Source organism: Brevibacillus sp. HB1.3 (assembly GCF_013186635.1).
Lineage (GTDB): Bacteria > Bacillota > Bacilli > Brevibacillales > Brevibacillaceae > Brevibacillus > Brevibacillus brevis_D.
In genome coordinates this window covers 24,070-50,035 of sequence record NZ_JABMIT010000011.1, presented here as the reverse complement: position 1 = coordinate 50,035, position 25,966 = coordinate 24,070, and the positions used below count along the sequence as shown (strand labels likewise).

The window sequence follows — 25,966 nt, the reverse complement described above, 5'->3', positions numbered from 1 at the left end:
TGGCGGATGCGTCGACAGCGATTGGCAAGTATTCAGTGGCAATACGTGCGCTATGGCATGTTACTGGCCGTCAGTGCAATTACTGCCGCGTTTATTTGTTTCTTTTGGCTATACTTTTTATGGAAAGATCACCCCGGAATTCATCGGTGGTACAACGAAATAATTAACGACCGCAACCTCGTGAAGTGGCTGGCAGAATATATTGGCATCAATCTGCCTACCGATCCAGAGGGCTTGATTCAGCTTGCTGCTTTTGTTGTTTCTTTGCCGGCAGGTGTGTTAGTGGCATTGATCATTTCCTATATCATCGGCAATTTGTTGAAAAAGAGACTCAGTGTACTGTGGGAAGCTGCCATGAAGCTTGGGCGCGGGATGCTGTCGTATCGGGTTCCCGAATTGGGCGTCGATGAAGTCGGCGAATTAGGATGGCAGATCAATCGCTTGGCTTCGCAATGGGAAGAGCAAGTAGCATCTTTGCAGCGGCTGTCGAACCACAATGCGGCTCTCGCAGAGCAATTGAAGCATGCAGCAGTAACGGAGGAGCGACAGAGATTGGCGAGAGAACTGCATGACGCAGTCAGCCAGCAGCTTTTCGCCATCGCCATGACGACTGCGGCGATGAAGCGACTTGTAGAAAAAAATCCTCAGCGTGCAGCCCAACAGATTGAATTGGTCGAAGAGATGGCAGCAGCTGCACAAGCAGAGATGAGGGCATTGCTCTTGCACCTTCGCCCGGCTACGTTACAAAACAAGTCATTGAAGGAAGCTATTCTGGAACTTTTAGATGAGCTGACGCGTAAAAATACCATGCAGCTGACTTGGGAGATCGAAGACGTCGAAGGCTTGCCGAGTGGAATTGAGGATCATTTGTTCCGTATTTTGCAGGAGTCCTTGTCCAATACATTGCGGCATGCCAGAGCTACCCAGATTACAGTGAAGCTATTTACACTGCAAGAGCAGGTTCGCCTGCGAGTAACGGATGACGGTGTTGGTTTTGATCCGGATGGGGAGAAAATGACGTCCTACGGTTTGCGCAGCATGCAAGAGCGCGTAGCAGAGGTCGGGGGCTCCATGGAGATTTACTCGGCGATTGGGAAGGGGACGCAAATTGAGGTGCGAATTCCTCTAGTGTCACAGACGGAACGGGAAGGGTGAAGGCTCGGTGATTCGGGTACTACTGGTAGATGATCACGAAATGGTTCGGATGGGTCTGGCTGCTTATTTGTCTACAGAGGACGATATTGAAGTCGTAGCAGAGGCAGGCAGTGGGGAAGAAGGGGTGCGAATGACGCAAGAACTGCTCCCAGATGTCGTTCTGATGGATTTGGTCATGGAAGGCATCGGCGGTGTGGAAGCGACTCGGCGTATTCGTGAAAGCTGCCCTTCCAGTAAGGTTATTGTCTTGACTAGCTTTATTGATGACGAAAAGGTATACCCGGTCATTGAAGCGGGGGCATTTAGCTACTTGCTGAAGACTTCGCGTGCAGCCGAGATTGCAAAAGCAATTCGCTCAGCTGCGGCGGGTGAACCAGTTCTGGAATCGAGGGTAGCAGGAAAAATCATGGCCCGTTTTCGTCACGGTCAAGAGTCTCATCCCCATGAACAGCTGACACCGCGCGAGTTAGAGGTTTTGAAGCTGATCGGTCAGGGTAAGTCCAACCAAGAAATTGCTGATGAGCTGATTATCGGGATCAAAACAGTCAAGACTCATGTCAGCAACATTCTTGCCAAGCTGAACGTGGAGGATCGCACACAAGCGGCCATTTACGTGCATACTCATAGCTTAGGTTAATCACATAGCATCATATATAAGTAAACGCGCCAAATAGCTCCTCAGTAAACAGGGGCTTTTTCGCGCGTTTACTTGTTTAAACCGTTTTCTTGTATGCAAACCGTGAGTTTTTTTCGTAGATGTGGTAAAGATAGTAAGTAACGAATGAGAGATAACGGAAAGGAGGGACGGGCTATGAGGCACAAACCTCAAACACGCTCAAAGGTGCTTTCGGCTGACAATGGTGTGGATATCGTTGGGGATGTTCACGGCTGTTACGACGAATTTATAGAATTGCTCAAACGCTTGGGTTATGAACGAGCCCCAGACGGTACATATCGCCATCCCCACGGCCGAAAGCTCCTTTCCCTCGGTGATATCACGAGTCGTGGACCTTACTCAATCAAAATGCTGCAATTTTTTCACCAGCATGTCACGGCAGGCCTGGCTGAAATGGTAGATAGTAACCACGGGTGGAAAGTAGCCCGATGGTTGGATGGCAGACCAGTGACATTGGCTCATGGAGATGAAAAGGTAGAAGAGGAGATTCGGTTGTATCAGCAAGAATACGGACCGAAGAAGGCCTCCTTGCTGCGTGAGCAGAGCCGTAGATTGCTATTTTCTTCTCCTTCGCACATGATCATCAAACAAAATGAAAAAATAGTAGCGGTCGCCGTTCATGCGGGGATTCGCGATGATTACATAGGGATGGATTCGCCTGCGGTCTACACGTTTTGCCGATATGGCGATGTAGCAGGGACGGGGCCGGATGGGCGCCCGATCCGCAGAGAATGGGCAAAAGAACGAAAAGTGACTTCGCCCATCATCGTATGGGGACATGATCCGCATCCAGAACCAAAAAGAAAAAATGGCACCATCAACATCGACCAAGGATGTGTGTTCGGCGGAAAGTTAACCGCCTACCGCTACCCAGAGGACGAATTGGTGAGTGTGCCAGCAAAAAGAAACTATTCGGGTTTAACGGATACGCCGCTGACCCGTTTTAAGGCAGAAGATTAAACGGAGACGTGATGTTACGGTTTGAGCTTTTCGAATAAACGCTTCAGGATGACAGCATGTGCCCAGAGCGGCAGAGGTTGGTCAGGCTGCTGACGCCATTGTTCGTCTGTTAAAAAGCCTTGATCATACAGCCAATTGACGGCTTCCTGCTTCCAGTCAGCGCCGTTTCCCGGAGAAGTGGTGGGAGCAAGGGTAGGTGCTGAAGTAGGTTTTGGAGTTGAAGTAGGGGGCTGGTAGGGAAGTTTAGCGTACGTGCAAAATGCCCGGACTACCCCTTCCGCGAGATCTCGCCAATCCTGCTGTAGTTTATTTGCGTCCAACGCATTGTCGGCAAAGCCATACTCGACGATGACCGTCTCCACGCTACCAGTCTCCCGGTGCATGAAGTAGTAATCGAGCCGCGGATTATCTGGCAGTGTCCGCGTAAAAATGCGCCGATTCGGCATCCCCTCCGCTGTCAGGGCATCCTGGATCAATTGGGGAAAGGTTGGGGAGCCATAAATCGAGTAAATGACCTCGGAGCCCCGGCCGCCACCTGAGTTAATATGGTTGGATATGCAGTAGCGAGCACTGCTGTTTCGAACCAGAGCAGTCCGAGCCTCACTTGTTAAAGTCACATCGGTTGTCCGTGTGATTGCGACAGGAATATTTAGAGCCAAAAAGCGATTATATTGGTAAAGCGATATTTGCAAATTCATATCTTTCTCGGTAAATTGCGTGTTGTTACCTCCGCCTGGATCGCTGCCACCGTGTCCAGCGTCCAGAATCACAATTGGAGTCATGGTTGTTTCACCTCTTGCTATTAGAATATGCTTGAGACAAGGTTGTTGTTGAGGGCAGTGTTCTCATTTTCCAAGTTTTCTAATCACAATTTACAGAAGATAGCTCAACTATGGTACAATAAAAGAGTTCATAATTACGTATAGAGGATGGTAATGTATTGATGGCTTGGTACAACTGGGTAATTCCAATTGTTACATTGTTAATCGGTCTCGCTGGTGGATTTTATGGAGGGACTTATTTATTGAAAAAACAAATGTCCAACATGCAAATGGACGACAAGCAGCTTCAAGCCATGGCTCGCTCAATGGGGATGAATCTCAATCAAAAGCAGCTCAAACAAATGAGTCGTACGATGAAAAACATGAAAATGCCAAATAAATTCGGGAAGTAGCGTGAAAGGGAGTGTCGTTTGATGGGGGCGACCCGGCTGCGCTACACGATGATCGGTTTTATTGTCGGTGTGTTTATCGTGTACTTGAAAGACCTGCCGCTTGCTGAAGGAACTCGGTTTGCGGCCCCTTTTTACGGAGCGGGGATTGGACTGCTCATTGACGGCATTATTTTACGTATGAAAAAAAGAAAACAAGAGTAGGGGAAGAGCCTGGCGAAGGATGCCAGGCTTTTTTCTGTTGGAGAGGGGATTATTTTTCAAGAGAATCAGCAAAATACTGGACGATAAAATCACAGAACTGGCGTGCTGCCAGGGAGAGGTATCTTTTTTTGTGGCGAATCATTTGAAAATATCGCTGGCAGATCGGGTGTTTGATCGGAAGCATGACAAGGTGAGGGTCTTCCTCTCGACTGATACAGCCATAGAGAGCGATACCAAGACCTGCCCGGACCAGCTTTTGGATAGAGCCGGGATCATCTACCCGACAAGCAAATTTGGGGGCAATCCCCGCTTTTTGAAAGAACTGATCGTACAGCATTTGGATGGGAAAGTCCTCCCGGTAGCCGATAAAGGACTCTTCAGCCAGCTCGCTTAGTTGAATGCTGGTTTGCTTGGCTAAGTGATGCGTGCGTGGGACAGCTACATGAATATCTTCTTTCAATACGGGCGTTGTCAAAATATCCGGTAGCTTGATCGGCAAATGCGTGAAGCAAATATCTACTTCGCCAGACTCCAAGAGGAGTGTCATTTCTTCCATGGTGGCTTGCGTGATCTGGAAATGCACATCGGGATGGAGTGCGAGGAACTTGCCCAACGGTTCTGATAATAGATCCAAGGTCGACGTTGCCAAATGAATACGACCATGCTCCATTCCGGCTAGATCTGATACGACTTTTTGACCTTCCTCCAACAAGTTCAGAGCTTTGTCTACACGCTCCAAATACGCCTTCCCAAATGTATTCAGCCGAATACGTCCTCGCTCGCGATCAAATAACGGAACCCCGACATCCTCTTCCAACCGAGCAATGGTCTTGCTGAGAGCAGGCTGAGCAATCCGCAGCTCTTGGGCGGCTTTCGTCATATGCTGCCACTTGGCCACTGTTCGGAAATAGTGCAATTGCAACAATTCCATTCGATTCAACTCCATATACTCAGGTATATCAACTACATGTCAGAAGATATATTTTTGTTTATTTTAAAATCATTATAAACTACATCTAGCAAGGCCAACAATCACCTTCCCGGGAAGAAATCGGTGATAACGAGAGGTGTCTTTCCAATATGCAAACCGAACCACAACAACAATCTGCCGAAAAAGTTCTTCGCGTACTCGTATTTACGCTTATGATTACGGTGATGAGTGCTACGATGTTCAATATCGTGTTACCGCAAATCAGGACGGAATTTCATTTATCCTTTAGCCAAGTAAGCTGGGTGACGTCTGTCTTTTTGTTAATCTATGCGGTTGGAACCGTGATGTACGGAAAGCTAGCTGATTCCTACAAGCTCAAGCATTTGCTTACATTCGGATTGATTCTATTTGCCATCGGCTCCGTTATCGGTTTTTTCGCCGATAATTATGGCATGGTGCTTTTTGGGAGAATTGTGCAGGCAGCAGGAGCTGCTGTTGTTCCGGCGACGTCTTCCATTATTCCGGTGCGTTATTTTCCCCCAGAGAGTAGGGGGCGAGCTCTAGGGATCTCCATGACCGGGATGGCAATTGGTAGCGCATTAGGTCCTGTTCTTTCTTCTTTGCTGGTCAGTCTGCTCGATTGGAGATGGCTGTTCTGCATGCCGTTGTTCACGCTTTTTGCCGTGCCTTTTTTCCGCAAGTATTTGGAGGAGGAGGAGCAGGAAGCCGTCAAAATGGACTGGATCGGCGGTGGGCTTCTCGCCGTAACGATTGCATTGCTTCTGCTCGCTATTACGAATCAGAGCTTGTTGCTCGCACTGGGGTGCATCCTATCATTCCTTCTGTTCCTGGTAAGGATTCGGACGACCGCAGAACCATTTATTCGCCCTGGTTTATTCCGGAGTAAACGCTATTCGCTCGGGCTGGTCATTGCCTTTTTGATGATAGGGAGCGGCTATTCGCTCACTTTTCTTAGTCCACAGTTGTTGGCCGATGTGAATCATCTGGCACCGGGGCTCATTGGCTTTGTCATGGTACCAGGAGCAATTGTGACCGCGTTTTTGGGGAAAAGGGCTGGGATTCTTGCAGATAAGAAAGGGAATTCGTTTTTGTTTTACACAGCGTCACTGCTACTTTTGAGCAGCTTTGTCCTTTTTTCTTCCTTTGCGGGAGTTTCCCCGTTCTTCATTGCCGCTTTTCTGATTTTTGGCAATGTCGGACTATCGTTTATGATGATTTCGATGTCAAACGCAATCTCACAGACGTTACCAAAGGAACAGATCGGCGTCGGTATGGGACTGTTGGCAATGCTGAACTTTATTGCAGGTGCACTTGCAGCTACTTTGTACGGCAAGTCGATTGATGGAGGAGCTGCTGTGAGCTGGAATCTGCTCAATAGCTATCCAGGAGCGTCTGTCTATAGCAATATTTACTCCGCTTTAGTGCTCTTGATACTGGGTCTCGCTTGCCTTTATTACAGACAGTTCAGCCGCAGCTCGGTGAGAGGGCTCAATTAATTTGCTAATTAAAATTATTTTTATTGCTAGCCTCCATTGACAACCGGATATAAACCGAATAAAATTTCAAACAATAATAACAATAACGCGAAGAACGGGAACAGTAAGTGGTCTGATCTGTTTAGAGAGCTGCGGGACGGTGCAACGCAGTCAGAGAAGCCAGTGAAGCTCGCCCGGGAGCGGCAGGACTGAACAAGATGTAGCGCTGCATCGAGCAGTAAGTTCTGACGGTTAACCTCCGTGATCGGGTTGTGCTGATCGACTAGGATCAGTACATGAGGTGGACTTCTGGCGAGTAGCTGGGGTCAACGAGAGTGGTACCGCGATAGACAAGGTCTGTCGTCTCTTCGATAGAGACGGCAGGCCTTTTTTGATTTTCACAACGACATAAAACATACGCGAAGAACGGGAGCTAGTAAAGCAAATTTCTTGTCCAGAGAGCTGCGGGTAGGTGCGACGCAGTCAGGAAATGCTCGAATCTCACCCGGGAGCGGCAAGGTTGAAAACGTTCAGTAGACCTTGACGGATCGTCCCACGTCATCGGGACAGCGAGGTGGATTCTCTTCTGAAAAAGGAGGGGATCAACGAGAGTGGTACCGCGGCAGCGAAAAGCCTGTCGTCTCTTGTATATGGAGACGGTGGGCTTTTTTTATTACGAAAAAAACGACTAAAAATTGAGGAGGCATTACCATGACAAAACGAATCCATATTTTTGATACGACACTGCGTGACGGAGAGCAAGCGCCAGGAGCGTCTCTTTCGCCTGAGCAAAAAATCGTGATAGCAAAGCATTTGGCAGACCTCGGTGTGGATGTCATTGAACCGGGCTTTCCCATCTCCAGCCCTGGTGACTTCATGGCGGTGCAACGTATTTCGCAAGAGGTGCACGGGGTGGAAATCTGTGGCTTTGCTCGTGCGGTTAGAGAGGACATCGACGCTGCGGTTCGGGCTACACAAGCGGCAGAGCGTCGCAGACTCCACATGTTCCTGTCATCCTCCAGTATTCATCTGGACTTCCAACTCCGCAAGTCGAGAGAGCAGGTGATTAAGATCGCCCGCGAGATGATTGCGTATGGCAAACAGTTTGTAGACCGGATCGAATTTTCGCCGATGGATGCGACTCGTACAGGCGATGAGTTCCTGTTTGAGATGATTGAGGCAGCGATAGAAGAAGGAGCAACCATTATCAACATCCCCGATACGGTAGGATACGCGCTTCCGGAAGAGTACGGAGCGATGTTCACTCGTGTCATGAACAACGTTCGTGGCAGCGACAAGGTAGAGTTCAGCGCACACTGCCACAATGACCTGGGACTCGCGGTTGCAAACAGTTTGGCGGCGATTCGTGCTGGGGTCACGCAAGTCGAAGTAACGGTCAACGGAGTCGGTGAGCGAGCAGGGAACTGCTCCTTGGAAGAGCTGGTGATGGCCATTGAGACGCGCAAAGAAGCTCTGGATGCCGAAACTGGCATCAGACCGGAGCACATTTACACCACTTCACAAAAGGTGAGCCGTGCCATGAGCTTCCCGATTGCTTTCAACAAACCAATTGTCGGTCGCAATGCCTTTCAGCACGAAGCGGGAATTCATCAGGATGGTCTCTTAAAAGAGCGCAGCACCTACGAAATCATGGACCCGGAAAGCTTGGGCGTGCCTCGCAACATGATCATTCTCGGAAAACATTCCGGTCGCCATGCCATTAAGCACCGTGTAAACGAATTCGGGATACAGCTGACCGATGAACAGATGGAGGCACTGTACGTACAATTTAAAGAGCTGGCTGACAAGCAAAAAGTTGTTCAGGATCATCAATTGCTTGAACTGGTGGGACATACCGTGAACGCCGTACTGGAGCCATTCACACTCGTAAATGCGCAAGTGCTCACCGGCACATCTGGACATCGGATGGCTTCCTGCACGATTACGAACAATGTAACAGGAGAAGAACAAGCATACTCTGGCACGGGAGAAGGACCTGTTGAGGCATTGGTGGCAGGAATCAAGCAGGCACTGCCGTTCGACGTGGAGTTTACGGACATGGAGCTGTATTCATTGTCGTCGGGAGAGCATGCGACAGGCGAAGCGATCGTGACGGTCAGCGCCAACGGAAGTCATTTTAAAGGAGTTGCCGAGCATCGAGATGTACTGATGGCGGTCGCGCAGGCGTTTATGGCAGCGAGCAATCAGGCGGTGCGTGATCATCAGGCAAAAGCTGTAATAGCCGGGGCTAGCTAAGAGCCAGATATAAAAAGTCAGCCTGCAGATGTTTGCAGGCTGACTTATCACGTGCTTATGGTTGTAGTTGGGAGAAGAATATTTCCAGACTAGGCTCAGTGCTCCGTCCCGCTGAGGGTTGGGACTGCCCGCTCCGAAGGGATTCACGGGGAAACGCAAAAGTGGTAGCCGCTACGTCGCATGGGCACGGTTGCGTTTCTTTTGCCCGCGAATCCCTTCTCCGCTCGGTAGGACTCCACAAGTCGCTACGTCTGGAAATATTCTTCTCTATCGTAACTGATTGCATTCTTCATTTTTTTATGTCGTTTAAAACCCGTTTAAACACGGAAAGCTCGTAGAGGAAACAGGAGAAAACAGCGAAGATCTTAGGGACACCGACCGAGACGGAATGCAAAAAGCGAAACACGCTCTTAAGCGTCCACCTCTGAAATAACTTCGAGGAAGGGACCACTTTGGACGCGGTTTCGCTTTTTGCATGGAGTCGTGCAGTCAATCCCCCAGCAGGTGGCCCTAGAAGCTGAGCGTTTTCTCCTGTTTCCTCCCCACCACTACAGCAACGTACAAATGTTTTTTCCAAGCTGATCAAGCTGTAAAAATCAACTCATACACCATCTTCACAATCAAGGTAATGGATACAACCAAGAACAACGGACGGACATAACGTACCCCCGTTTTGATGGCCATTTTGGCACCAAGGTTCGCACCCAACAGCATCGCAATCCCCATGATGAGCCCAGTCATAAAGACGACCTTGCCCTCCAATGTGAAGACAAAAAGCGCAGAAATGTTACTGGCCAGATTCAAAATTCGGCCATTGCCAGCTGCAATCACAAAATCATAACCAAACAAAAGCACCATCAGAAAAACAAAGAACGAACCGGTTCCCGGCCCGAAAAATCCATCGTAAAATCCGATTAAAAAGGTAAAAGGAATCCCGATGCCGAGCGTAAATTTGGTCAGCCCTTTGTAGTTGGAATCTTGACCGAATCGTTTGTTAAAAAGGGTGTAAACAAAAATGAGTGCCATCATAATAACGACAAGGGTCTTCAAAAACTCCTGAGGAACGAACAGAACTGTTTTCGCTCCGAAATAGGCGCCAATCAGGGAGACGGGAAACAAGATCAGCATGAGTTTCTTATCAAATTTACCGTTCTTGATAAAGGTGTAGGAGCTGGTGGCAGATGAAATCGTGCCAGCCAACTTGTTCGTGCCAAGAGCAAGGTACGGTGGCATTCCTAGACCGAGCAGAGCGGGGAGAGAGATGAGTCCACCTCCACCAACAGTACTGTCGATGAATGCTGCAACGAATCCAAAGACGGCGAGAAGTACGATCGTTGATAAGTCCATTTCCACTAGTAATCACCTGATTCTCTTCGTTTGTAATAATCCAAGTCTAGCACTCTCCTTTTCGTTTGCAAGATAGAATTTCTTTGAAATAGTAAATAGATTAATATACTTTGCATACCGATTTGTTGAAAAACTGTTTGGCTTACAGTATAATGAATTCGTAAGCTTGACCTACATAATTTGAGGAGGAATGTTACAATGGCACATCAACTTCCTGCATTGCCTTATGCACACAACGCTTTGGAACCACATATCGACGCGCAAACCATGGAAATCCATCACGGACGCCACCATGCTACTTATGTTAACAACCTGAATGCAGCTCTGGAAGCACACGCTGACCTGCAAGGTAAAAGCGTTGAAGAGCTGATCAGCAATCTGGATGCTCTGCCTGAGTCCATCCGCACTGCTGTTCGCAACAACGGTGGAGGCCATGCTAACCACACATTGTTCTGGGAAATCATGAGCCCGAATGGCGGCGGCGCACCAACTGGTGAACTGGCTGACGCAATCAACGCGGCATTCGGAAGCTTTGACAACTTCAAAGCAGAATTCGCAAAAGCAGCTACTACTCGTTTCGGTTCCGGATGGGCTTGGCTGACTGCAGAAGGCGGAAAAGTAGCAATCAGCTCTACGCCTAACCAAGACAGCCCAATCATGGAAGGTAAAACACCTATCCTTGGTCTGGATGTTTGGGAGCATGCATACTACCTGAACTACCAAAACAAACGCCCTGACTACATCGGTGCGTTTTGGAACGTAGTAAACTGGGATGAAGTTAGCAAGCGTTTCGCAGCAGCGAAGTAATTGTAACTTTACCAGCTATAAGGCTTGTCGTTCTTTAGGAACGGCAAGCTTTTTTTGTTCAGAAGAAAGAAACGGCATCCATTTTGGATACACTTGTAACCGTGATGATTATGCGATATAATACTTACAAAAAGTAACTAAGTTTAAAAAGTATAGAGGAGAGTGTACGCATATGATGCCGTCTTTTTTCATTGCACATGGTGCCCCGTTACTTGCTATAGAAAACAATGCCTATACAGAAGCACTGAACCAATTGCCTGGCCTGCTCCCGCGCAAGCCACGTGCTATTGTCATTTTTTCCGCTCACTGGGAAGCCTATGATCAAATGGTGGGAACCATGGACACCTTCCCGACCATTCACGATTTTGGCGGTTTTCCGCAAGCGTTATACGAAATCGAGTACCCGGCAAAAGGAGAGCGTGAAGTAGCGGATGAAACCATCCGACTTCTTCAGGAAGCCGGCATTCCTGTCGCTTTGAACACGACAAGAGGCTTGGACCATGGACACTGGGTAGTTTTGCGCCATATTTATCCAGATGCAGATATTCCTGTTGTTGCCTTATCAGTTAATCCAAATCTGACTGTGAAGGAGCAATATCAGATCGGCAAAGCACTCAGTCCGCTCCGCGCAAAAGACGTTCTGATCCTCGGCAGTGGCGGAACTGTCCATAATTTTTCCTATATGGACCTGAGAGAGTCTGGTAGTAATACCTTTGAGTGGGCGGAGCAATTCGAAGACTGGCTGCAAACAACATTGACTGACTGGAATGTCGAGGATCTAGCCAACTATCGCGAGCTTGCTCCACATGCCGAAAAAGCTGTTCCCGCGTATGGAACAGAGCATTTTGTCCCACTCGTGTACGTCATGGGTGCTGCCGACGATGAACGTACAGCGAAGCGCCTGCATATGAGCATCCGCTATGGAAGTCTCAGTCACACCCTTTGGCAGTTTGGTGATCCAAAATAATGATCGTGCACATGGAGGATGTTTATCGGGAGTATAAATCATTACTGTTTTCCCTTGCGTACCGGATGACTGGCTCGGTAACGGAAGCGGAGGACATTGTTCAGGATACTTTTCTTGCATTGGCAGGTACCGACATCCAAGACATCCACCATGTAAAAAGCTATCTGTGCAAAGCTGTGACGAATCGCTGTCTGGACGTATTAAAATCAGCCCGTTGGAAGCGGGTGCAGTATGTAGGGGAATGGCTGCCGGAACCGATGCTGGATGCATCGGAAACCAATGATCCCTTGCAAACGGTGATTGCCGAAGAAACCGTCTCGTATGGTTTACTTGTTCTCTTGGAGAAACTACCGTCGACGCTACGGGCCGTTTTTGTGCTCCGAACAGCACTCGACTACGAATACAGCGAAATTGCTGCGATGCTCGGAATGACCGAAGTAAATTGCCGTAAAAAGTTTAGCCTTGCGAAAAAAAAGCTGGCTGAAGCAGGTTATCAGGCGATCGTCCCTCAGTCGAGTCGGACTTCGAGCTTGGTAGAACAGCTGATGCAGGCCATCTCCAAGTCAGATGCGAAGTCGTTGATCGGCCTTTTGGCAAAAGAAGCCGTGTTTGTCAGCGATGGTGGCGGGAAAGTCCGTGCGGCTATTCATCCCATTTTCTCAGACGAGCGGATTACTGCCTTCTGGATGGGGGTATGGCCAAGGTGGGCTTCTCATGCTACCATGCAAGTTCGCTCGATCAATGGCCAGGATGGAATCGCTGTCTACTCCGAGGGTCAGCTGAAAATGATCATCCAGATCACTATAAATGAAGAAGATCGCATTGCACGCTTGTACATGATGGTCAATCCAGATAAGCTTGCCCATTTGCAAAAAGAAAATGAATGATTCGTCACAAGAAAGACGCTTCACTCGTCTTTGAGGTTGAAAGCAAATTCGAGTGGAGAGGACAGATGAATGATGCAAGCTAGACTCAATCATCGTGCAGCAAATCCCGAGGCGTATCAAACCATGCTCAAGCTAGAAGGTTTCGTGAATGGGAGCGGCTTGGACAAAAAACTAATTGAGCTGATCAAAATTCGTGCTTCCCAAATCAACGGCTGCGCTTTTTGCATGGATTTGCATACACAAGATGCACGCAAGCTCGGTGAGACAGAGCAACGCATTTACTTGCTCAGTGTATGGAGAGAATCCGCGGTTTACACAGAGGCAGAGCGCGCTGTCCTTGCTCTGACAGAAGCTGTCACAGTCATTACAGCTAACGGTGTTTCTGAAGAGCTATATCAGCAGGTTCGCGAGCATTTTGACGAGAACCAGTACGTTGCCTTGATTATGGCGATCAATACGATCAACTGCTTGAACCGAATCGCGATTTCGACAGGAATGAGTGCTCCGTTTAATAAGTAAAGATCAGTCAAGCAAAAGACACGCCTCTTATAATGGAGCGTGTCTTTTTTCGTTGCTATACATCCATCTCGACTTTTCTGCCGGGATAGAACTGTTTCTCTTCGGAAAGTGGGTTACCTTTGGCGGTCAGCGCGGTAGGCGTAATCCGGAAGATGGCGGTTGTACTGCCCATCGAAGAACGATACTTGATGACATGCTGCAAAGGCAACGGATCTGAATAGTAGCCGGGTACGTACTTATCGATCATGGATTGCATCGCATCGCGCATCTCCTCAGCTTCAGAAACACGCTCAATTGTTCCGGCGATAAACACACTCATGTAAGCCGTATCGATATGGGCAGGCACAGGTGAGGCGATTGTGCCGTACTCCTCGCACACACTGAAACATACGCGGTTGTTGCCATTGATCATTTCGATTTTTCTGCCAGAATCCGCACCGTGAAAATAAATACAGCCATTCCACCAAGCAAAATTCAAAGGCAGGATGTACGGTTCGATTTCATTGGACAAGCCGAGATGGCCGACCTTTGCCACTTGCAAAAATTGGTCAATTTGCTCCTGATCAGTAATGGTACGCTTGGAATAACGAATTGGTATCATGTCGAGTCCCCCAGTCTGTCGTTGTTATTTTGATCGTAATGGGTATTTGACTAGGAGAACAGGTGCAATTTTGGTAAAAATGAACGGGTCAGATGACCAAAAAATAACCGCCCTCTTCTAGCAGGGGCGGGAGTCTCGTCTTATTACGAGCGTTTGGAATCCAATTTTTTAGTGAGCTGTTCTTCTCCGCGGTGGATCCAGCCGACGAAGGAATCGCGGATGGTCAGATCAAAATCAAGGTAGACCACGGCGACGAACATGTAGTGACTTTTCCCTTGAAAACGCGAGCGGTAGCGCAGATCAATCCATTTGACCTCATAGCCAAAGGAACGCTCCTTTGTTTCTACATGCACATGATGAGTAAAAGCGAGGAAGGACTGGACTTTGTAATTTTTCTTGGCTGCCGCAATCCGCTCATTTTCCGGTTTGATGGAGAAGGTGTCCAAGACGACAACGTCCCCCGAAATGACTTCACCTACATACCAATGCTGCTCTGTCTTCGCGACGAAGGTCCAATACGTCCAGGAAAGAGTAGGGATGATGGTGAAGGTACCAGCTTTGCCGATTCGTTGGCGAACCAGCTCCGTCGTACGTCTTTGCACCTGACAACGCCAGTAGTAGTACCCGGCAATGATCACGTATATCCATAAAAAGACGTGTCCAGGATGCGCGCCTGCCGCCCATAGCATAAAGCCGACGAGATGAGCAGCGAAAATGAACGGATCGAAAATGAAAATGGCGTTGAGCGCCACCCATTTGTCGCGAAACGGGTACAGGCCCTTTGTGCCATAGGAATTAAACAAGTCAACGAATACGTGTAAACAGACGGCCAGGAATATCCAGCCGAGCAAATGCAGCCAATTGGGCTGTGGCATCATGGCCTGGATGAGAACGAAAATGGCTCCAGTCCAGAGAAATAAAGCGGGAACCGAGTGAGAAACGCCTCGGTGGTTGCGAATGTAGGCAGCGGTACCACGAAGGCGGACTAAGCCATCTAAATCAGGTGCCTGCGAGCCAATGACCGTACCAATCATGACGGCCATTGCAAGTGACGGAGTAGAAGCTACGACAGGATCAAGATAGGCGAGCCCGGCCAATCCAAAGCCCATGGCAAAATGTGTGGCTGTATCCATGGAATCGTTGTCTTCCTCCCTTCCTTCCACTGTTATTGTTTATTATAGCGTTTGCCTAAGGTTAATTCCCGCCCGTTCTGAAAATATTTGTATGCTTGTTCGTACGGAGTGGGAAGGGTATGATGAAAGCGTTGAATCGGCAAAGGAGGAACACGTCGCATGCTAACGGTTTTCATTGAATACAAGCTGGATACTGAAAAACGAAGTCACGCTCTGCGGTTGCTCACCTCGATGGCTGAGCGAATGGAAGCGATGGGTGCACATCAGTATCGCTTAATGGAGGGCCTGGATCAGCCCGGTCTGTTTGTCGAAACATTTGAGGTCGAGACTGTTCATATATACGAAGAAATCAAGGCAAGTCGATTGGCAGATCAAGACTTTTGCGACTGTATTTCCGGCGGAGCTGCAAAACTGCATGTGTGGGCGTTTCGTCCCGCTTAAACTGGGTTGAAAAGGAGTAGAGTAAACGGAAATGGCAAGAAAAAAAGAAAGCTTGAAATATACACTTCCTGAACAATTTCATGTGTTTGGCTTTGCTCAGGATTTGCTGGCCTGGTACGACTCACAAAAGCGGGATTTGCCTTGGCGGATCAACAAAGACCCATATCGCATCTGGGTATCGGAGATTATGCTTCAGCAAACACGCGTAGAGACCGTTAAACCTTATTATGCGAATTTCATGGAGAAATTTCCGACGGTGAGTGAGTTAGCGAAAGCACCCGAGGAAGATGTCTTAAAAGCGTGGGAAGGACTCGGTTATTACTCCCGCGCACGCAATCTTCAAGCTGCAGCCCGCGAGGTAACGGTTCGCTATGGAGGCGTTGTGCCGGATACACCAGAAGAGATTGCTACACTAAAAGGTGTCGGGCCGTATACAGCAGGTGCCATTCTTAGCATTGCCTATGAAAAGGCGGAGCCGGCTGTGGATGGAAATGTTATGCGTGTTTTTTCACGCCTGCTGTATTTAACTGATGACATTGCCAAGCCTGCCACAAGAATCAAAATCGAACATCTCGTACGCCAAGTCATTCCAGAGGGAAGAGCGGGAGATTTCAATCAGGCTCTAATGGAGCTGGGAGCGATGGTCTGTGTTCCACGCACTCCGCAATGCTTGACCTGTCCGGTTTTTGACTACTGTATGGCGCGGCAAGAAGGAGTGGCAGAAGAGCTGCCAGTCAAAGGCAAAGCCAAACCTCCACGTCCTGTTGATCTGCAAGTAGGTATTATCATTCGCGACGGCAAAGTATTGATGAACAAGCGTCCCGATCAGGGGCTACTCGCCGGCATGTGGGAATTTCCTACTGTTGAAACCGAACAGGAAAGTGATGCTGCCAAGCAGGAGGCACTCGCAGTTGGTTTGCGTGAACGATTCGGAATCGATGTAGAAGTCATGCAGCTGTTAGGTACGGTTCAGCACGTCTTCTCCCATTTGCAGTGGAACATGCAAGTATGGTCCTGTGACTGGATCGAAGGGGAAGAGCTCCCCGCTCATGCAAGATACGCAGCTTGGGAGGAATTAGATGCTTACACCATTCCGATGGCGCATCAAAAAATTCGCGAGCTGTTGGGACAAAAATAACAGGTAGGCAAAGCTGTCGAGCATTTCTCGGCGGCTTTTATTTATTTCATCAGACCGATGTGACGCAAGCCGTGAGATATCCCACCATCATCTACGTGGCGCGTGACGTAATTGGCATGCGGTAACAAAGCTTCATGCGCATTACCCATGGCGATTCCCATCCCGACATAAGAGAGCATCTCTTTGTCATTCAGACCGTCTCCAAAAGCAACTGCCTTGCTTGGCATAAGTCCGATATGGGAGAGAAGGGCTTCAATGCCAAGCGCTTTTGAACCGCCTTTCGCAAAAACATCCATACAATACTCATGCCAGCGTATAAACGAGAGAGCGGGAATCTCTTCTCTGTACTGCTGCTCATGCGCATCTGGTGTAAACAACAGTGCTTGATAAATGTTTTCAGAATGGGCGAAATCCGCATTGTAATCAGGGGAATCAAGCTTCAGTTGCTGAAAGGTCCAATCCAAATACGGATGCTGCTTATGGGTAGAAAAGCCCGCCGTACTGCCTTGAAACAGGATGGGATGGTCGTGCTGGGCCGCGATCCGTTGCAATTGATCGAGTGTTTTGGTCGGGATGGGGCGATCATAAATGGTTGTGCCTTGATAGACGACATATGCGCCATTGCAACTGACATACGAGTCGATGCCGCACTGCTTGGCAAGCTCGTCAAAATAATAATGAGCTCTGCCTGTTGCCAAGACGACCTCGATCTTATTTCTTTGCAGCTCTTGAATGGCTTCGAGTGTATCCGGTGGTATGATTTTCTCTTCGTTGATGAGTGTTCCATCAATGTCTAAAAAGACGATTTGATACTCCATGATTTCACTCCCCACTTAAAAAGATCATGCCCCCGCAGACATGATCTTTGTGAAACTGTTACTTTTTATCGAATCAAAAACTCTGGAAATTGTGTCACGATCTGATGCTTTTGTTCTTCGATGCGTTTCAGCGCTTGCTGTTGCATGTATTTTGCTTCAAGTTGCTTCGGTGTCAATTTCCGTTTCTCAATAATGATTGTGAAGAAAATCATTGGAATGTACATGAGTGTATCCCTCCCATCCCGTTAGTTTGGTGCAGTCAGCTACCGTCTATCGCTTTGACTCCTGTAAACCTCATCATCTGACGCCGTTGTTTGTTTTTCATACCAAAATCCCTCCTATGGTCAAGTAGTGGTGTCCATTAAATGCGGCTCACAAATTGTGCAGCTTCAAAAGCGTGTTCTTCGGCGCGTTCTTCGAGATAGCGACAGCGTGCAGCTTCTGCGAAAAGCTTCTCTGCTTGTTCCTTATTGCGTTCAATCTTGACAGTGAAAAGCAAAAAGTTCAGTACCATTACCAGTCACCCCCTTTCAAGGTGGAAAATGTTAATTCATGAGAAAGAAAAAGACCACGGGCGAAAGCCTGCGGTCTTCTGGCAACAAAAACGGACATGCCGTTTTGAAGGGCATAGAAAGACCACAAGCAACAACGCCTGTGGTCGGTAATAGACGAAAAGGAAATGTTGAAGAGTACGAATACTACTGGAATTCGTCGACCCAGGAGGCGCTGCTATATTCAGTTGTAACATCCACAAGACGATCCATAAGAGCTGGTTTTAGATTCATTGCTATCATCATCATGGTGCTGCCTCCTTTCTTTCCGAAGTAGTAGTGTGAGTGGAACGTACTCTTAGAATATGGCATTTTTTTCTTGTTGTAAAGCGATTTTTTACCTATTTCTAGAAGAAAGTATATTCTGAATATAATAAAAGATAATAAAAAATAAACAAATGTGTAGTCTGGTGGGCAATGGAAAGTTTACAATGAGACATATAACGGGTAACCATATAGGACAATCATGACACGCAGAAAGGTGTTGCTAGCGAATGAAAACACCCAGACTCACTGTAAAATCCAAGCTTATCGCTACATTTTCCACAATATTAGTGATCCCCATGCTTTTGCTCGGGTTGCTCTCTTATCAAAGTGCCAAGGCAGAGCTGTCAAATGAATTGCTGACAACTGCCTCTGAAAACGTTCGGTTGATAGATGCGCTTTTGAATCACACACTGCTGGAGCAATCGAGGAATGTGGAATGGATTGCTTCTGATATTGTACGCGATGACATCTTAGAAGAGACCAAAATGGAAACGAAAAAGAAATTGAAGCGTTTTCTCGCGATGAACCCAGAAGTGAGTGAGGCGTATATTGGAGACGAGAATGGTGGCATGTTGACCGCGACTGGTTCGAAGCTTCCAGAGGGGTTCGACCCGCGTAAGAGGGATTGGTACATAGCAGCTATGAAGCAACCAGGTAAGAGCATCATTGTGGACCCATACGTTGATGCCATAACCGGAAAAATCGTGTTGGGAATGGCGATGGCCTTGCCAGATAAATCCGGTGTTCTGGGAATTGATATTCAACTGACAGCGCTGGACGCGACGGTCAAGCAAGCGAAAATCGGGACCCAAGGATATATGGCGATTTTGGATAAAAACCGAAAAATGCTAGTCAATCCAAATGGAGAGTCTGGCGTGGAGGTTGCAGAGTCTTGGGCGGATACTGTATATGCAGAACAGTCAGGTCGATTACAATTTCAGCAAGAAGGAAATCCCGTCCAAGCCGTGTTTACTACGAATGAAAATACGGGGTGGAAGCTGGTTGGCGTGATGTATGAAAGCGAAGCAGCAGAAGCAGCAAATCCGATTTTTTACACGATGCTCGTGATTATAATAGCTGCGCTGGTGCTAGCTGGCGGAGTCATTTACCTGATATTGCGCTCCTTACTCGGTCCTTTGCGCATGTTGACAGAAGCAGCGGAAAAAATGAGCCAAGGCGATGTAACACAACAAGTAGATATACGAAGTGACGATGAGTTAGGTACGTTGGGAAAAGCCTTCAATCATATGGCGGGATCTCTTCGTTCCTTGCTCCATTCTGTGAATGATTCCGTTCAACAGCTGGCTTCTTCGGCAGAGCAGCTCTCTGCAAGTGCGGACCAGACAAGCAAAGCGACAGAACAGATCGCAGAGACCATGCAAGAAATGGCGGAAGGAACCGAGCAGCAAGTCTCCCATACGCAGGAGGGTAACGCAGCTGTCGAACAAATGTCGGCAAGAATCGGTCAAATCGCAGAGCATACACAAAACGTATTCATCGCAGCTCGGGAATCGTCAGACTTGGCAGTGACCGGAAACAAAGCCATTCAATCGGCTGTGCTGCAAATGAATGCATCCAGCGAATCGATTCACGGTCTGGCGAAAGTCGTGGATAATTTGGGAACGCGTTCTCAGGAAATCGGAAACATCGTGGATGTGATCACTGCCATCGCAAACCAAACCAATCTGCTCGCACTAAATGCGGCAATCGAAGCGGCTAGAGCAGGGGAGTATGGACGAGGCTTTGCTGTGGTGGCTGATGAGGTACGCAAGCTGGCAGAGCAATCCGCAAGCTCGGCACAACAAATCAATCAGCTGATCACCGCGATTCAAGCGGAGACAAACCATGCTGTGCTTGTCATGGATCAGAGTAAGCGTGAGGTCACGGAAGGCATTGATAAAGTGAACGAAGCTGGTCAGTCCTTCGAACAAATTCAAGCAGCCGTCAATGAAGTGGCAGAGAAAATCGGTCAGGTATCTGAAGCGACACGTGATTTCTCCACAAGGGCACAGCAAGTGGTTGAGATCATTGGTCAAATTTCCGAAGTGACACTGCAAGCGTCTGATGGAACACAAAGTGTATCCGCAGCTGCCCAGGAGCAGCTAGCCTCTATGGAAGAGATCGCTTCCTCAGCCGTTTCTCTCGAACACCTCGCGGAGGAATTGCAAAACCAGATCGGTCAATTCCGTATCTAAAAATAAGCCCGGTGCCGTGTCTACATACACATACACGAGCAGCCGGGCTTTTTTCTTAATCGTAAATAGGTGACGAGGAATGATCCCATCCCCCGCTGTCTCCATTCACAGGTCCTCGGGATTCAAGCTCATGGATGACTTTGACGTGAAGAGAGGCTCCTTCTGCACTGAGGTAAGCTGCCAATTGTGAAAAATTGTGATGGTAATAAAGCAGCTCATTCATTTCCCAATCAGCTAATGGCACCATGGTTAATTCGGATAGTTCCCGACCTATGTACACCCTGCCATTCCTCCTTATGTGGTAGTGGTTGCCTGATACCGCGAGCTTAGTATGGCTATAGTTGAGAGGATCAAGTCATGCCGGGATTTTTTCCGTAGGTAGAAAAAGCGCAGGTGGAGTTGTATAATGAAAAGGTGATTTTTACATATTAGTACCTGCTATTAATAGTTGGTCAGGTTGGGAGGTAATCTTTTTATGAATACAACGAAAAAAGTAGCACTGGTTACTGGCGGGACCCGAGGGATCGGAAAAGCGATTGCTCTTCAATTGGCGGAACAGGGTTATGACCTGGTGCTGAACTATTTGCGTAACCGCACTGCGGCAAGAGAAGCAGCAGCAGAGCTGGAAGCAAAGGGCGCTCGTGTCCATCTGATCAAAGCCAATGTAGGGGATGTAGCAAAAATCAAAGAATTGTTCGCAGAAATTGACCAGGAATTCGGTCGCTTGGATGTCTTTGTGAACAATGCGGCATCGGGTGTACTGCGTCCGCTGATGGAGCTGGAAGAAAGCCATTGGGACTGGACCATGGAAATTAACAGCAAGGCGCTGTTGTTCTGTGCGCAAGAAGCGGCAAAACTAATGATCAAGGGTGGCAACGGCGGAAAAATCGTGAGCTTGTCCAGCCTTGGGTCCATTCGCGTACTCGACAACTATACAGCGGTCGGCGTATCGAAGGCAGCTGTAGAAGCGATTACTCGTTATTTGGCAGTCGAGCTCGCGCCACATAATATTGTAGTAAACGCTGTGTCTGGCGGAGCGGTGGATACGGATGCACTCAAACATTTCCCGAATCGTGAAGAATTGCTCGGTAGCTCAGCAGAGCGTACGCCAGCAGGACGCATTGTGGAGCCGGAAGATTTGGCTAATGCTGTAATGTTCTTGCTCTCCGACAAAGCGTGGATGGTTCGCGGACAGACATTGATTGTAGACGGCGGTATTTCTCTTTTGACATAATGATTTATTGTAGATGGAGTATGGAGTTGGAGACTTTGTGGTGTTGCGACACAAGACAAAGTTGTCCAGGTGTTGTACAATAGAGGAAGAAGGTTACGAAGGAGGCAACACATGCTGATTCGTCCGTTTCGACTCGGTGACTATTCGGCTATCACACGTATTTGGCAGGAGACGGGGTTGGACCAATCGGACAAAGAGTCATTGAACGATTTGGCCCAGCATTTGGCTTGGGACAGCGATCTGGTAATGGTTGCGGAAATTGAAGGCAGAGTGGTAGGGGTCGTGGTTGGCACGATCGACGGAGCACGTGCCTATTTCTACCGATTGGCTGTACTTCCAGAGATGCAAGGCTCAGGTATTGGTCGCGAACTCGTTGAAGCAATTGAAAAGCGTTTCAAGCAACGAGGTGTCAATAACGTCTTGATCATGGTTAATCAATCAAATCCGGAAGTCCTTCCGTTTTACCTTTCACTTGGCTATGAAGTACAAAAATATGTTACACTTTCCAAAAAGCTCTCTTCTTAAAGGAGGCTTGTCCCCATTCAAATAGAGAAGAGAAGAAAGGGGAGAGTCATGTCACCAACTCCGGGCTCCAATATCCGCATAGAAAGTTATAAACATGACCATTCGTTGCACCGCATATGGGACAAATCTACGTTGATTCATACCAGTGATGCGGTGGTGATTGGGGGAAATGATCGGGTCAAGGTGACAGAAGCAGACGGGCGGGAATGGCGTACGCGCGAACCGGCCATTTGTACATTTGGTAGAGGCCAGTGGTTCAATACCATTGCCATGATTCGTGATGACGGTATTTACTATTATTGCAACATTGGTTCGCCCTTCAGCATGAAGGGACAATTGCTAAGCTACATAGACTATGATCTCGACGTAAAAGTGTTTCCCGATATGACGTACTCGATTCTCGACGAAGAGGAGTTTCTTTTACATAGCAAACAGATGAACTATCCTCCATTTGTTGTGGAAAGAGTGCAGACAGCATTGCGAGAGGTGCTGGATTGGGTAAGCGCACGACGCGGCCCTTTTCAAAACGGCTTCGTCCAACGCTGGTACGAGCGTTATCTTTTAGTACGAGATGATGAGGAATAATCCCTTTCCCGAATGACCGGGGGAGGGATTTCCTTGTTTGCAAAGGAGGTATGATGCTTGAGCATACGCCGCTATTTGGCTTATGTCCTGCCCTATTGGAAACAAATATTGGGCACTATATTTATTGGTATTATTAAGTTCGCGATCCCACTTGCTCTGCCGCTTCTTATCAAATACGTCATTGATGACCTGCTGCCAAGTCCGCTTCCTCAAGAGGAGAAGCTGAAACAGTTATTTTGGCTGATGCTCGGGGCCTTTTTGTTATTTACCGTCGTTCGCGCCCCTGTTGAGTACATCCGGCAATACTATGCACAGTGGGTATCCAGTCGTATCTTGTTCGATATTCGCAATCAATTGTTTTCTCATTTACAACGACTGTCGATGCGCTACTACAACAATACAAAAACGGGTGAGGTCATCTCTCGGGTCATTAACGACGTGGAATCAACCAAAAGCTTCGTGGAATCGGGATTGATGAATCTTTGGCTGGACCTGATTACGATTACATTGACGATGGGGATCATGCTCTATATGGACGTGGAGCTGACGGTTGTCGCCATTATCGTTTTCCCTTTGTACAGTATCTCAGTTAAGTTTTTCTACAAGCGCTTGCGTCAATTGACTAAGGATCGTTCAGCTGCACTGGCGCATCTGCAAGGGTATTTGTACGAACGTGTAAACGGCATGTCGCTCATCCGCAGCTTTGCATTGGAAAAGCAGGAGAGCAAGGAATTTGCCAAGGAGAACAATCAGTTTCTGGATAAGGCACTGGCGCATACGCGGTGGAATGCCCGAACCTTCGCTGTGGTCAATACGGTGACGGATATCGCACCGCTTCTGGTCATTGCCTATGCTGGCTACCAAGTCATCGGCGGGAGCATGAGCGTAGGGACACTCGTTGCGTTTTATGCTTATTTGGAGCGCTTGTACACGCCACTGCGACGTCTGGTCAATTCCAGTACGGTACTGACTCAGGCAATTGCTTCGATGGACCGGATGTTCGAGTTTATCGATGAATCGTACGATATCGTAGACAAGCCAAACGCAGGGGAGTTGTCTGTAGACCCTGCAACCAAACGCATTCGCGGCGAAATTCGCTTTGAGAACGTGTCCTTCCGCTATCGGGAGGAAGGCCCTCTTGTCTTGAACAACGTGAATTTGAACATCTCTTCTGGTGAAACAGTTGCAATTGTCGGGATGTCAGGCGGCGGAAAATCTTCGTTGATTAGCTTGCTACCGCGTTTTTGGGACGTGACAGAAGGGAAAATTACGATTGATGGCCTCGATATCCGCGATGTGAAACAGCAAAATTTGCGTCACCACATCGGGATGGTGCAGCAAGATAATATTTTGTTTAGTGAATCAGCAAAAGTGAATATTTTAATGGGCAATCCTGATGCAGATGACAATGCTGTGCAAGAAGCTGCGAAGGCGGCCAATGCCCATGACTTTATTAGCGAATTACCGAATGGCTACCATACGGAGCTGGGCGAGCGAGGCGTAAAGCTCTCTGGCGGGCAAAAGCAGCGAATTGCGATTGCGCGAGTTTTCCTGCGTGACCCGGGTATTCTGATTCTGGATGAGGCGACTTCTGCACTCGATTTGGAATCAGAGCATACAATTCAGGAGTCTTTGTCCAGATTGGCAAAAGGAAGAACCACGCTCATCGTGGCCCATCGACTTTCGACGATTACGCATGCGGACAAAATCATTGTCATGAAAGAGGGACAAATCGTTGAGGAAGGTACCCACGAGCAATTGCTGGAGAGAAAGGGAGTATACTATGGTCTGTGGAGTGTGCAAGATTTAGGAAGTGCATCCGACCTGCAACTGGGATAAGCAGATGGGATTGGAGGAAATCCGATGGAGATATGGCGCCGTAATTTATATGTGCTCTGTGGATCGTTGTTTTTCGTCATGGTGGCGATGAGCATGATCATGCCTTTTTTACCGCTTTACATTCAGCAGGATTTCGGAATTGAAGATCCTCATCAAGTCACGGCTTGGGCGGGGATTATTTTTGGGGCCAACTTTTTGACGGCGGGCCTCGTCTCGCCTATTTGGGGAAATTTGGCCGATAAGCACGGGCGCAAGATTATGATTTTGCGTTCGGGATTTTTCATGTCTATTACCATGGCAATGACCGGTTTTGCGGGAAGTCTGTGGCAGCTTTTGGCTCTTCGTTTGCTTAATGGACTCGTAGGTGGAATCATCCCTGCCAGTACCGCATTAGTAGCATCCTCTGTACCGAAAGAACGAATTGGCTATGCAACAGGGTTGCTTCAGTCTTTTATTACGGCCGGAACTATTATGGGACCGCTGTTTGGCGGTGTTCTTGCAGAGAAGATCGGCTTTCGGATGATTTTTGTAATTACTGGTTGCGTATTATTACTGGCGACCTTGGTCATTACGTTTACGGTGAAAGAGAATTTTGTTCCACCTGAAAAAAAGGAACAGTCGAGTCTACGTGAAGATTTTCAGATGATCTTTTCTTCCAAAGAACTCCCGGCGCTCTTTTTTGTAACCGTAATGATCCAGTTTGCGTTGTTTAGCATTATCCCTGTGCTGCCGATTTACATCTCGCAGTTGCTCGGTTCAGAAGGGGCAAAGGTAGCGTTGTGGGCCGGAATTGTCCAGGCATGCATGGGGGTAGCAAATGTCTTTGCCTCCCCACAGCTAGGGCGTTTAGGAGATCGGTTTGGCTCGCAAAAGGTGCTCTTGTTCTCACTTTTGGCTGCCGCAATCATCTTCATTCCACAAGGTCTCGTACATACGGTATGGCAATTGGTTGCGCTCCGATTTTTGTTAGGCTTGTCGCTGGGAGGATTACTCCCATCCGTCAATGCTTTGCTGCGGCGAGCAACACCTGTACATATGGTGAGTCGCGTCTACGGATATAACAATAGCTTCGTCAGTATCGGCAGCATGCTTGGACCGATGATTGGCGGCTTTTTGGCAGGTTATGTGAGCATTAGCGGAGTTTTTTACATGACGAGTGCTTTCCTGTTTATTAACGCAGGCTGGGTGTACTACAGCTTTTTCCGAAACAAATCTGTACAGCATCCTGATTCTGGAATAGAATAAAAGGTAATTTTCGCGAAA

29 protein-coding genes and 2 other annotated features are annotated in these 25,966 nt (G+C 48.1%); of the genes, 20 read left to right on the top strand and 9 right to left on the bottom strand.

The annotated features are described in order from the left end of the window. The first annotated feature begins 6 nt into the window (after positions 1–6). The 3 genes from HPY31_RS22415 to prpE all read left to right on the top strand — a co-directional run bounded on the left by HPY31_RS22415 (position 7) and on the right by prpE (position 2,791). Complete coding sequence (locus tag HPY31_RS22415) at positions 7–1,155, top strand: sensor histidine kinase (protein ID WP_016742804.1); 1,149 nt, start codon at positions 7–9, stop codon at positions 1,153–1,155. 7 nt (positions 1,156–1,162) lie between these two features. Then, entirely contained in the window at positions 1,163–1,792 is a 630-nt protein-coding gene (locus HPY31_RS22410) for a response regulator (protein WP_016742803.1), read from the top strand. A gap of 174 nt (positions 1,793–1,966) precedes the next feature. After that, the gene (gene prpE, locus HPY31_RS22405) at positions 1,967–2,791 is read left to right on the top strand and encodes a bis(5'-nucleosyl)-tetraphosphatase PrpE (protein WP_172142519.1); all 825 of its coding nucleotides are present in this window, start codon (positions 1,967–1,969) and stop codon (positions 2,789–2,791) included. Positions 2,792–2,805: 14 nt separating this feature from the next. Here the strand turns inward: prpE and HPY31_RS22400 are convergent, their stop codons facing one another. Then, entirely contained in the window at positions 2,806–3,573 is a 768-nt protein-coding gene (locus HPY31_RS22400; protein WP_172142518.1) for an N-acetylmuramoyl-L-alanine amidase family protein, read from the bottom strand. Between the two features lie 161 nt (positions 3,574–3,734). Between HPY31_RS22400 and HPY31_RS22395 the strand changes: the two genes are divergently transcribed. Together HPY31_RS22395 and HPY31_RS22390 are read left to right on the top strand one after the other, a co-directional pair. Next, complete coding sequence (locus HPY31_RS22395; RefSeq protein ID WP_012684742.1) at positions 3,735–3,965, top strand: YneF family protein; 231 nt, start codon at positions 3,735–3,737, stop codon at positions 3,963–3,965. Positions 3,966–3,986: 21 nt separating this feature from the next. Further along, positions 3,987–4,166: a hypothetical protein gene (locus HPY31_RS22390; protein WP_012684743.1), complete on the top strand. Its 180-nt coding sequence runs from the start codon at positions 3,987–3,989 to the stop codon at positions 4,164–4,166. A gap of 49 nt (positions 4,167–4,215) precedes the next feature. On the opposite strand, the gene HPY31_RS22385 is transcribed toward HPY31_RS22390, so the two are convergent. Next, positions 4,216–5,097: a LysR family transcriptional regulator gene (locus tag HPY31_RS22385; RefSeq protein WP_172142517.1), complete on the bottom strand. Its 882-nt coding sequence runs from the start codon at positions 5,095–5,097 to the stop codon at positions 4,216–4,218. Positions 5,098–5,246: 149 nt separating this feature from the next. Between HPY31_RS22385 and HPY31_RS22380 the strand changes: the two genes are divergently transcribed. Continuing rightward, positions 5,247–6,614, top strand: a complete 1,368-nt coding sequence (locus tag HPY31_RS22380) for an MFS transporter (RefSeq protein WP_172142516.1) — start codon at positions 5,247–5,249, stop codon at positions 6,612–6,614. Between the two features lie 81 nt (positions 6,615–6,695). Further along, positions 6,696–6,964: a binding site (T-box leader), on the top strand. A gap of 42 nt (positions 6,965–7,006) precedes the next feature. Then, positions 7,007–7,241: a binding site (T-box leader), on the top strand. Between the two features lie 63 nt (positions 7,242–7,304). Next, positions 7,305–8,849, top strand: coding sequence for a 2-isopropylmalate synthase (locus HPY31_RS22375; RefSeq protein WP_172142515.1), 1,545 nt, complete (start codon positions 7,305–7,307; stop codon positions 8,847–8,849). A gap of 582 nt (positions 8,850–9,431) precedes the next feature. Here HPY31_RS22375 and HPY31_RS22370 read toward each other — a convergent pair. Continuing rightward, the gene (locus HPY31_RS22370; protein WP_172142514.1) at positions 9,432–10,202 is read right to left on the bottom strand and encodes a sulfite exporter TauE/SafE family protein; all 771 of its coding nucleotides are present in this window, start codon (positions 10,200–10,202) and stop codon (positions 9,432–9,434) included. 192 nt (positions 10,203–10,394) lie between these two features. Between HPY31_RS22370 and HPY31_RS22365 the strand changes: the two genes are divergently transcribed. The 4 genes from HPY31_RS22365 (at position 10,395) to HPY31_RS22350 (ending at position 13,376) form a co-directional block, all read left to right on the top strand. Continuing rightward, positions 10,395–11,003, top strand: coding sequence for a superoxide dismutase (locus HPY31_RS22365; RefSeq protein ID WP_016742791.1), 609 nt, complete (start codon positions 10,395–10,397; stop codon positions 11,001–11,003). A 172-nt stretch (positions 11,004–11,175) separates the two neighbouring features. Continuing rightward, positions 11,176–11,970 carry a dioxygenase family protein gene (locus tag HPY31_RS22360; RefSeq protein ID WP_172142513.1) on the top strand — a complete coding sequence of 265 codons (795 nt, stop codon included), beginning with the start codon at positions 11,176–11,178 and terminating at the stop codon, positions 11,968–11,970. Then, the gene (gene sigJ / locus HPY31_RS22355) at positions 11,970–12,857 is read left to right on the top strand and encodes an RNA polymerase sigma factor SigJ (RefSeq protein WP_172142512.1); all 888 of its coding nucleotides are present in this window, start codon (positions 11,970–11,972) and stop codon (positions 12,855–12,857) included. Before HPY31_RS22360 ends, sigJ begins: the two co-directional genes overlap by 1 nt. 72 nt (positions 12,858–12,929) lie before the next feature. Then, a complete protein-coding gene (locus HPY31_RS22350; protein WP_172142652.1) occupies positions 12,930–13,376 on the top strand; it encodes a carboxymuconolactone decarboxylase family protein in 447 nt (148 codons plus the stop codon). 55 nt (positions 13,377–13,431) lie between these two features. On the opposite strand, the gene HPY31_RS22345 is transcribed toward HPY31_RS22350, so the two are convergent. Together HPY31_RS22345 and HPY31_RS22340 are read right to left on the bottom strand one after the other, a co-directional pair. Further along, positions 13,432–13,977: a pyridoxamine 5'-phosphate oxidase family protein gene (locus tag HPY31_RS22345; protein WP_172142511.1), complete on the bottom strand. Its 546-nt coding sequence runs from the start codon at positions 13,975–13,977 to the stop codon at positions 13,432–13,434. 143 nt (positions 13,978–14,120) lie between these two features. Continuing rightward, on the bottom strand, positions 14,121–15,110 hold the full coding sequence (locus HPY31_RS22340) for a metal-dependent hydrolase (RefSeq protein ID WP_172142510.1): 990 nt from the start codon (positions 15,108–15,110) through the stop codon (positions 14,121–14,123). Positions 15,111–15,269: 159 nt separating this feature from the next. On the opposite strand from HPY31_RS22340, the gene HPY31_RS22335 reads away from it, so the two are divergent. After that, positions 15,270–15,551 (top strand): MFS transporter, encoded by a 282-nt coding sequence (locus HPY31_RS22335; RefSeq protein ID WP_172142509.1) that lies wholly within the window; start codon positions 15,270–15,272, stop codon positions 15,549–15,551. A 31-nt stretch (positions 15,552–15,582) separates the two neighbouring features. Continuing rightward, positions 15,583–16,689 (top strand): A/G-specific adenine glycosylase, encoded by a 1,107-nt coding sequence (gene mutY, locus HPY31_RS22330; protein ID WP_172142508.1) that lies wholly within the window; start codon positions 15,583–15,585, stop codon positions 16,687–16,689. 41 nt (positions 16,690–16,730) lie between these two features. Here the strand turns inward: mutY and HPY31_RS22325 are convergent, their stop codons facing one another. The 3 genes from HPY31_RS22325 to HPY31_RS22315 form a co-directional block, all read right to left on the bottom strand. Beyond that, positions 16,731–17,507 carry a Cof-type HAD-IIB family hydrolase gene (locus HPY31_RS22325; RefSeq protein ID WP_172142507.1) on the bottom strand — a complete coding sequence of 259 codons (777 nt, stop codon included), beginning with the start codon at positions 17,505–17,507 and terminating at the stop codon, positions 16,731–16,733. Between the two features lie 65 nt (positions 17,508–17,572). Continuing rightward, complete coding sequence (locus HPY31_RS22320; protein WP_253901908.1) at positions 17,573–17,719, bottom strand: YrzI family protein; 147 nt, start codon at positions 17,717–17,719, stop codon at positions 17,573–17,575. A gap of 149 nt (positions 17,720–17,868) precedes the next feature. Next, positions 17,869–18,021, bottom strand: a complete 153-nt coding sequence (locus HPY31_RS22315) for a hypothetical protein (protein ID WP_172142506.1) — start codon at positions 18,019–18,021, stop codon at positions 17,869–17,871. A 38-nt stretch (positions 18,022–18,059) separates the two neighbouring features. Here HPY31_RS22315 and HPY31_RS22310 point away from each other — a divergent pair, with 38 nt between their 5' ends. After that, complete coding sequence (locus tag HPY31_RS22310) at positions 18,060–18,335, top strand: hypothetical protein (RefSeq protein ID WP_172142505.1); 276 nt, start codon at positions 18,060–18,062, stop codon at positions 18,333–18,335. 217 nt (positions 18,336–18,552) lie between these two features. After that, on the top strand, positions 18,553–20,520 hold the full coding sequence (locus HPY31_RS22305; protein WP_172142504.1) for a methyl-accepting chemotaxis protein: 1,968 nt from the start codon (positions 18,553–18,555) through the stop codon (positions 20,518–20,520). A 55-nt stretch (positions 20,521–20,575) separates the two neighbouring features. Here the strand turns inward: HPY31_RS22305 and HPY31_RS22300 are convergent, their stop codons facing one another. Beyond that, positions 20,576–20,800: a hypothetical protein gene (locus HPY31_RS22300; protein ID WP_012684762.1), complete on the bottom strand. Its 225-nt coding sequence runs from the start codon at positions 20,798–20,800 to the stop codon at positions 20,576–20,578. Positions 20,801–20,995: 195 nt separating this feature from the next. On the opposite strand from HPY31_RS22300, the gene fabL reads away from it, so the two are divergent. The 5 genes from fabL (at position 20,996) to HPY31_RS22275 (ending at position 25,948) form a co-directional block, all read left to right on the top strand. Beyond that, positions 20,996–21,754: an enoyl-[acyl-carrier-protein] reductase FabL gene (gene fabL, locus HPY31_RS22295; RefSeq protein ID WP_012684763.1), complete on the top strand. Its 759-nt coding sequence runs from the start codon at positions 20,996–20,998 to the stop codon at positions 21,752–21,754. Between the two features lie 111 nt (positions 21,755–21,865). Further along, positions 21,866–22,279 carry a GNAT family N-acetyltransferase gene (locus HPY31_RS22290; protein ID WP_016742780.1) on the top strand — a complete coding sequence of 138 codons (414 nt, stop codon included), beginning with the start codon at positions 21,866–21,868 and terminating at the stop codon, positions 22,277–22,279. 48 nt (positions 22,280–22,327) lie between these two features. Next, the gene (locus HPY31_RS22285; protein ID WP_007729805.1) at positions 22,328–22,864 is read left to right on the top strand and encodes a DUF402 domain-containing protein; all 537 of its coding nucleotides are present in this window, start codon (positions 22,328–22,330) and stop codon (positions 22,862–22,864) included. A 57-nt stretch (positions 22,865–22,921) separates the two neighbouring features. Next, positions 22,922–24,703, top strand: a complete 1,782-nt coding sequence (locus HPY31_RS22280) for an ABC transporter ATP-binding protein (protein ID WP_172142503.1) — start codon at positions 22,922–22,924, stop codon at positions 24,701–24,703. Between the two features lie 24 nt (positions 24,704–24,727). Then, positions 24,728–25,948 carry an MFS transporter gene (locus HPY31_RS22275; RefSeq protein WP_012684766.1) on the top strand — a complete coding sequence of 407 codons (1,221 nt, stop codon included), beginning with the start codon at positions 24,728–24,730 and terminating at the stop codon, positions 25,946–25,948. Positions 25,949–25,966: the final 18 nt, after the last annotated feature.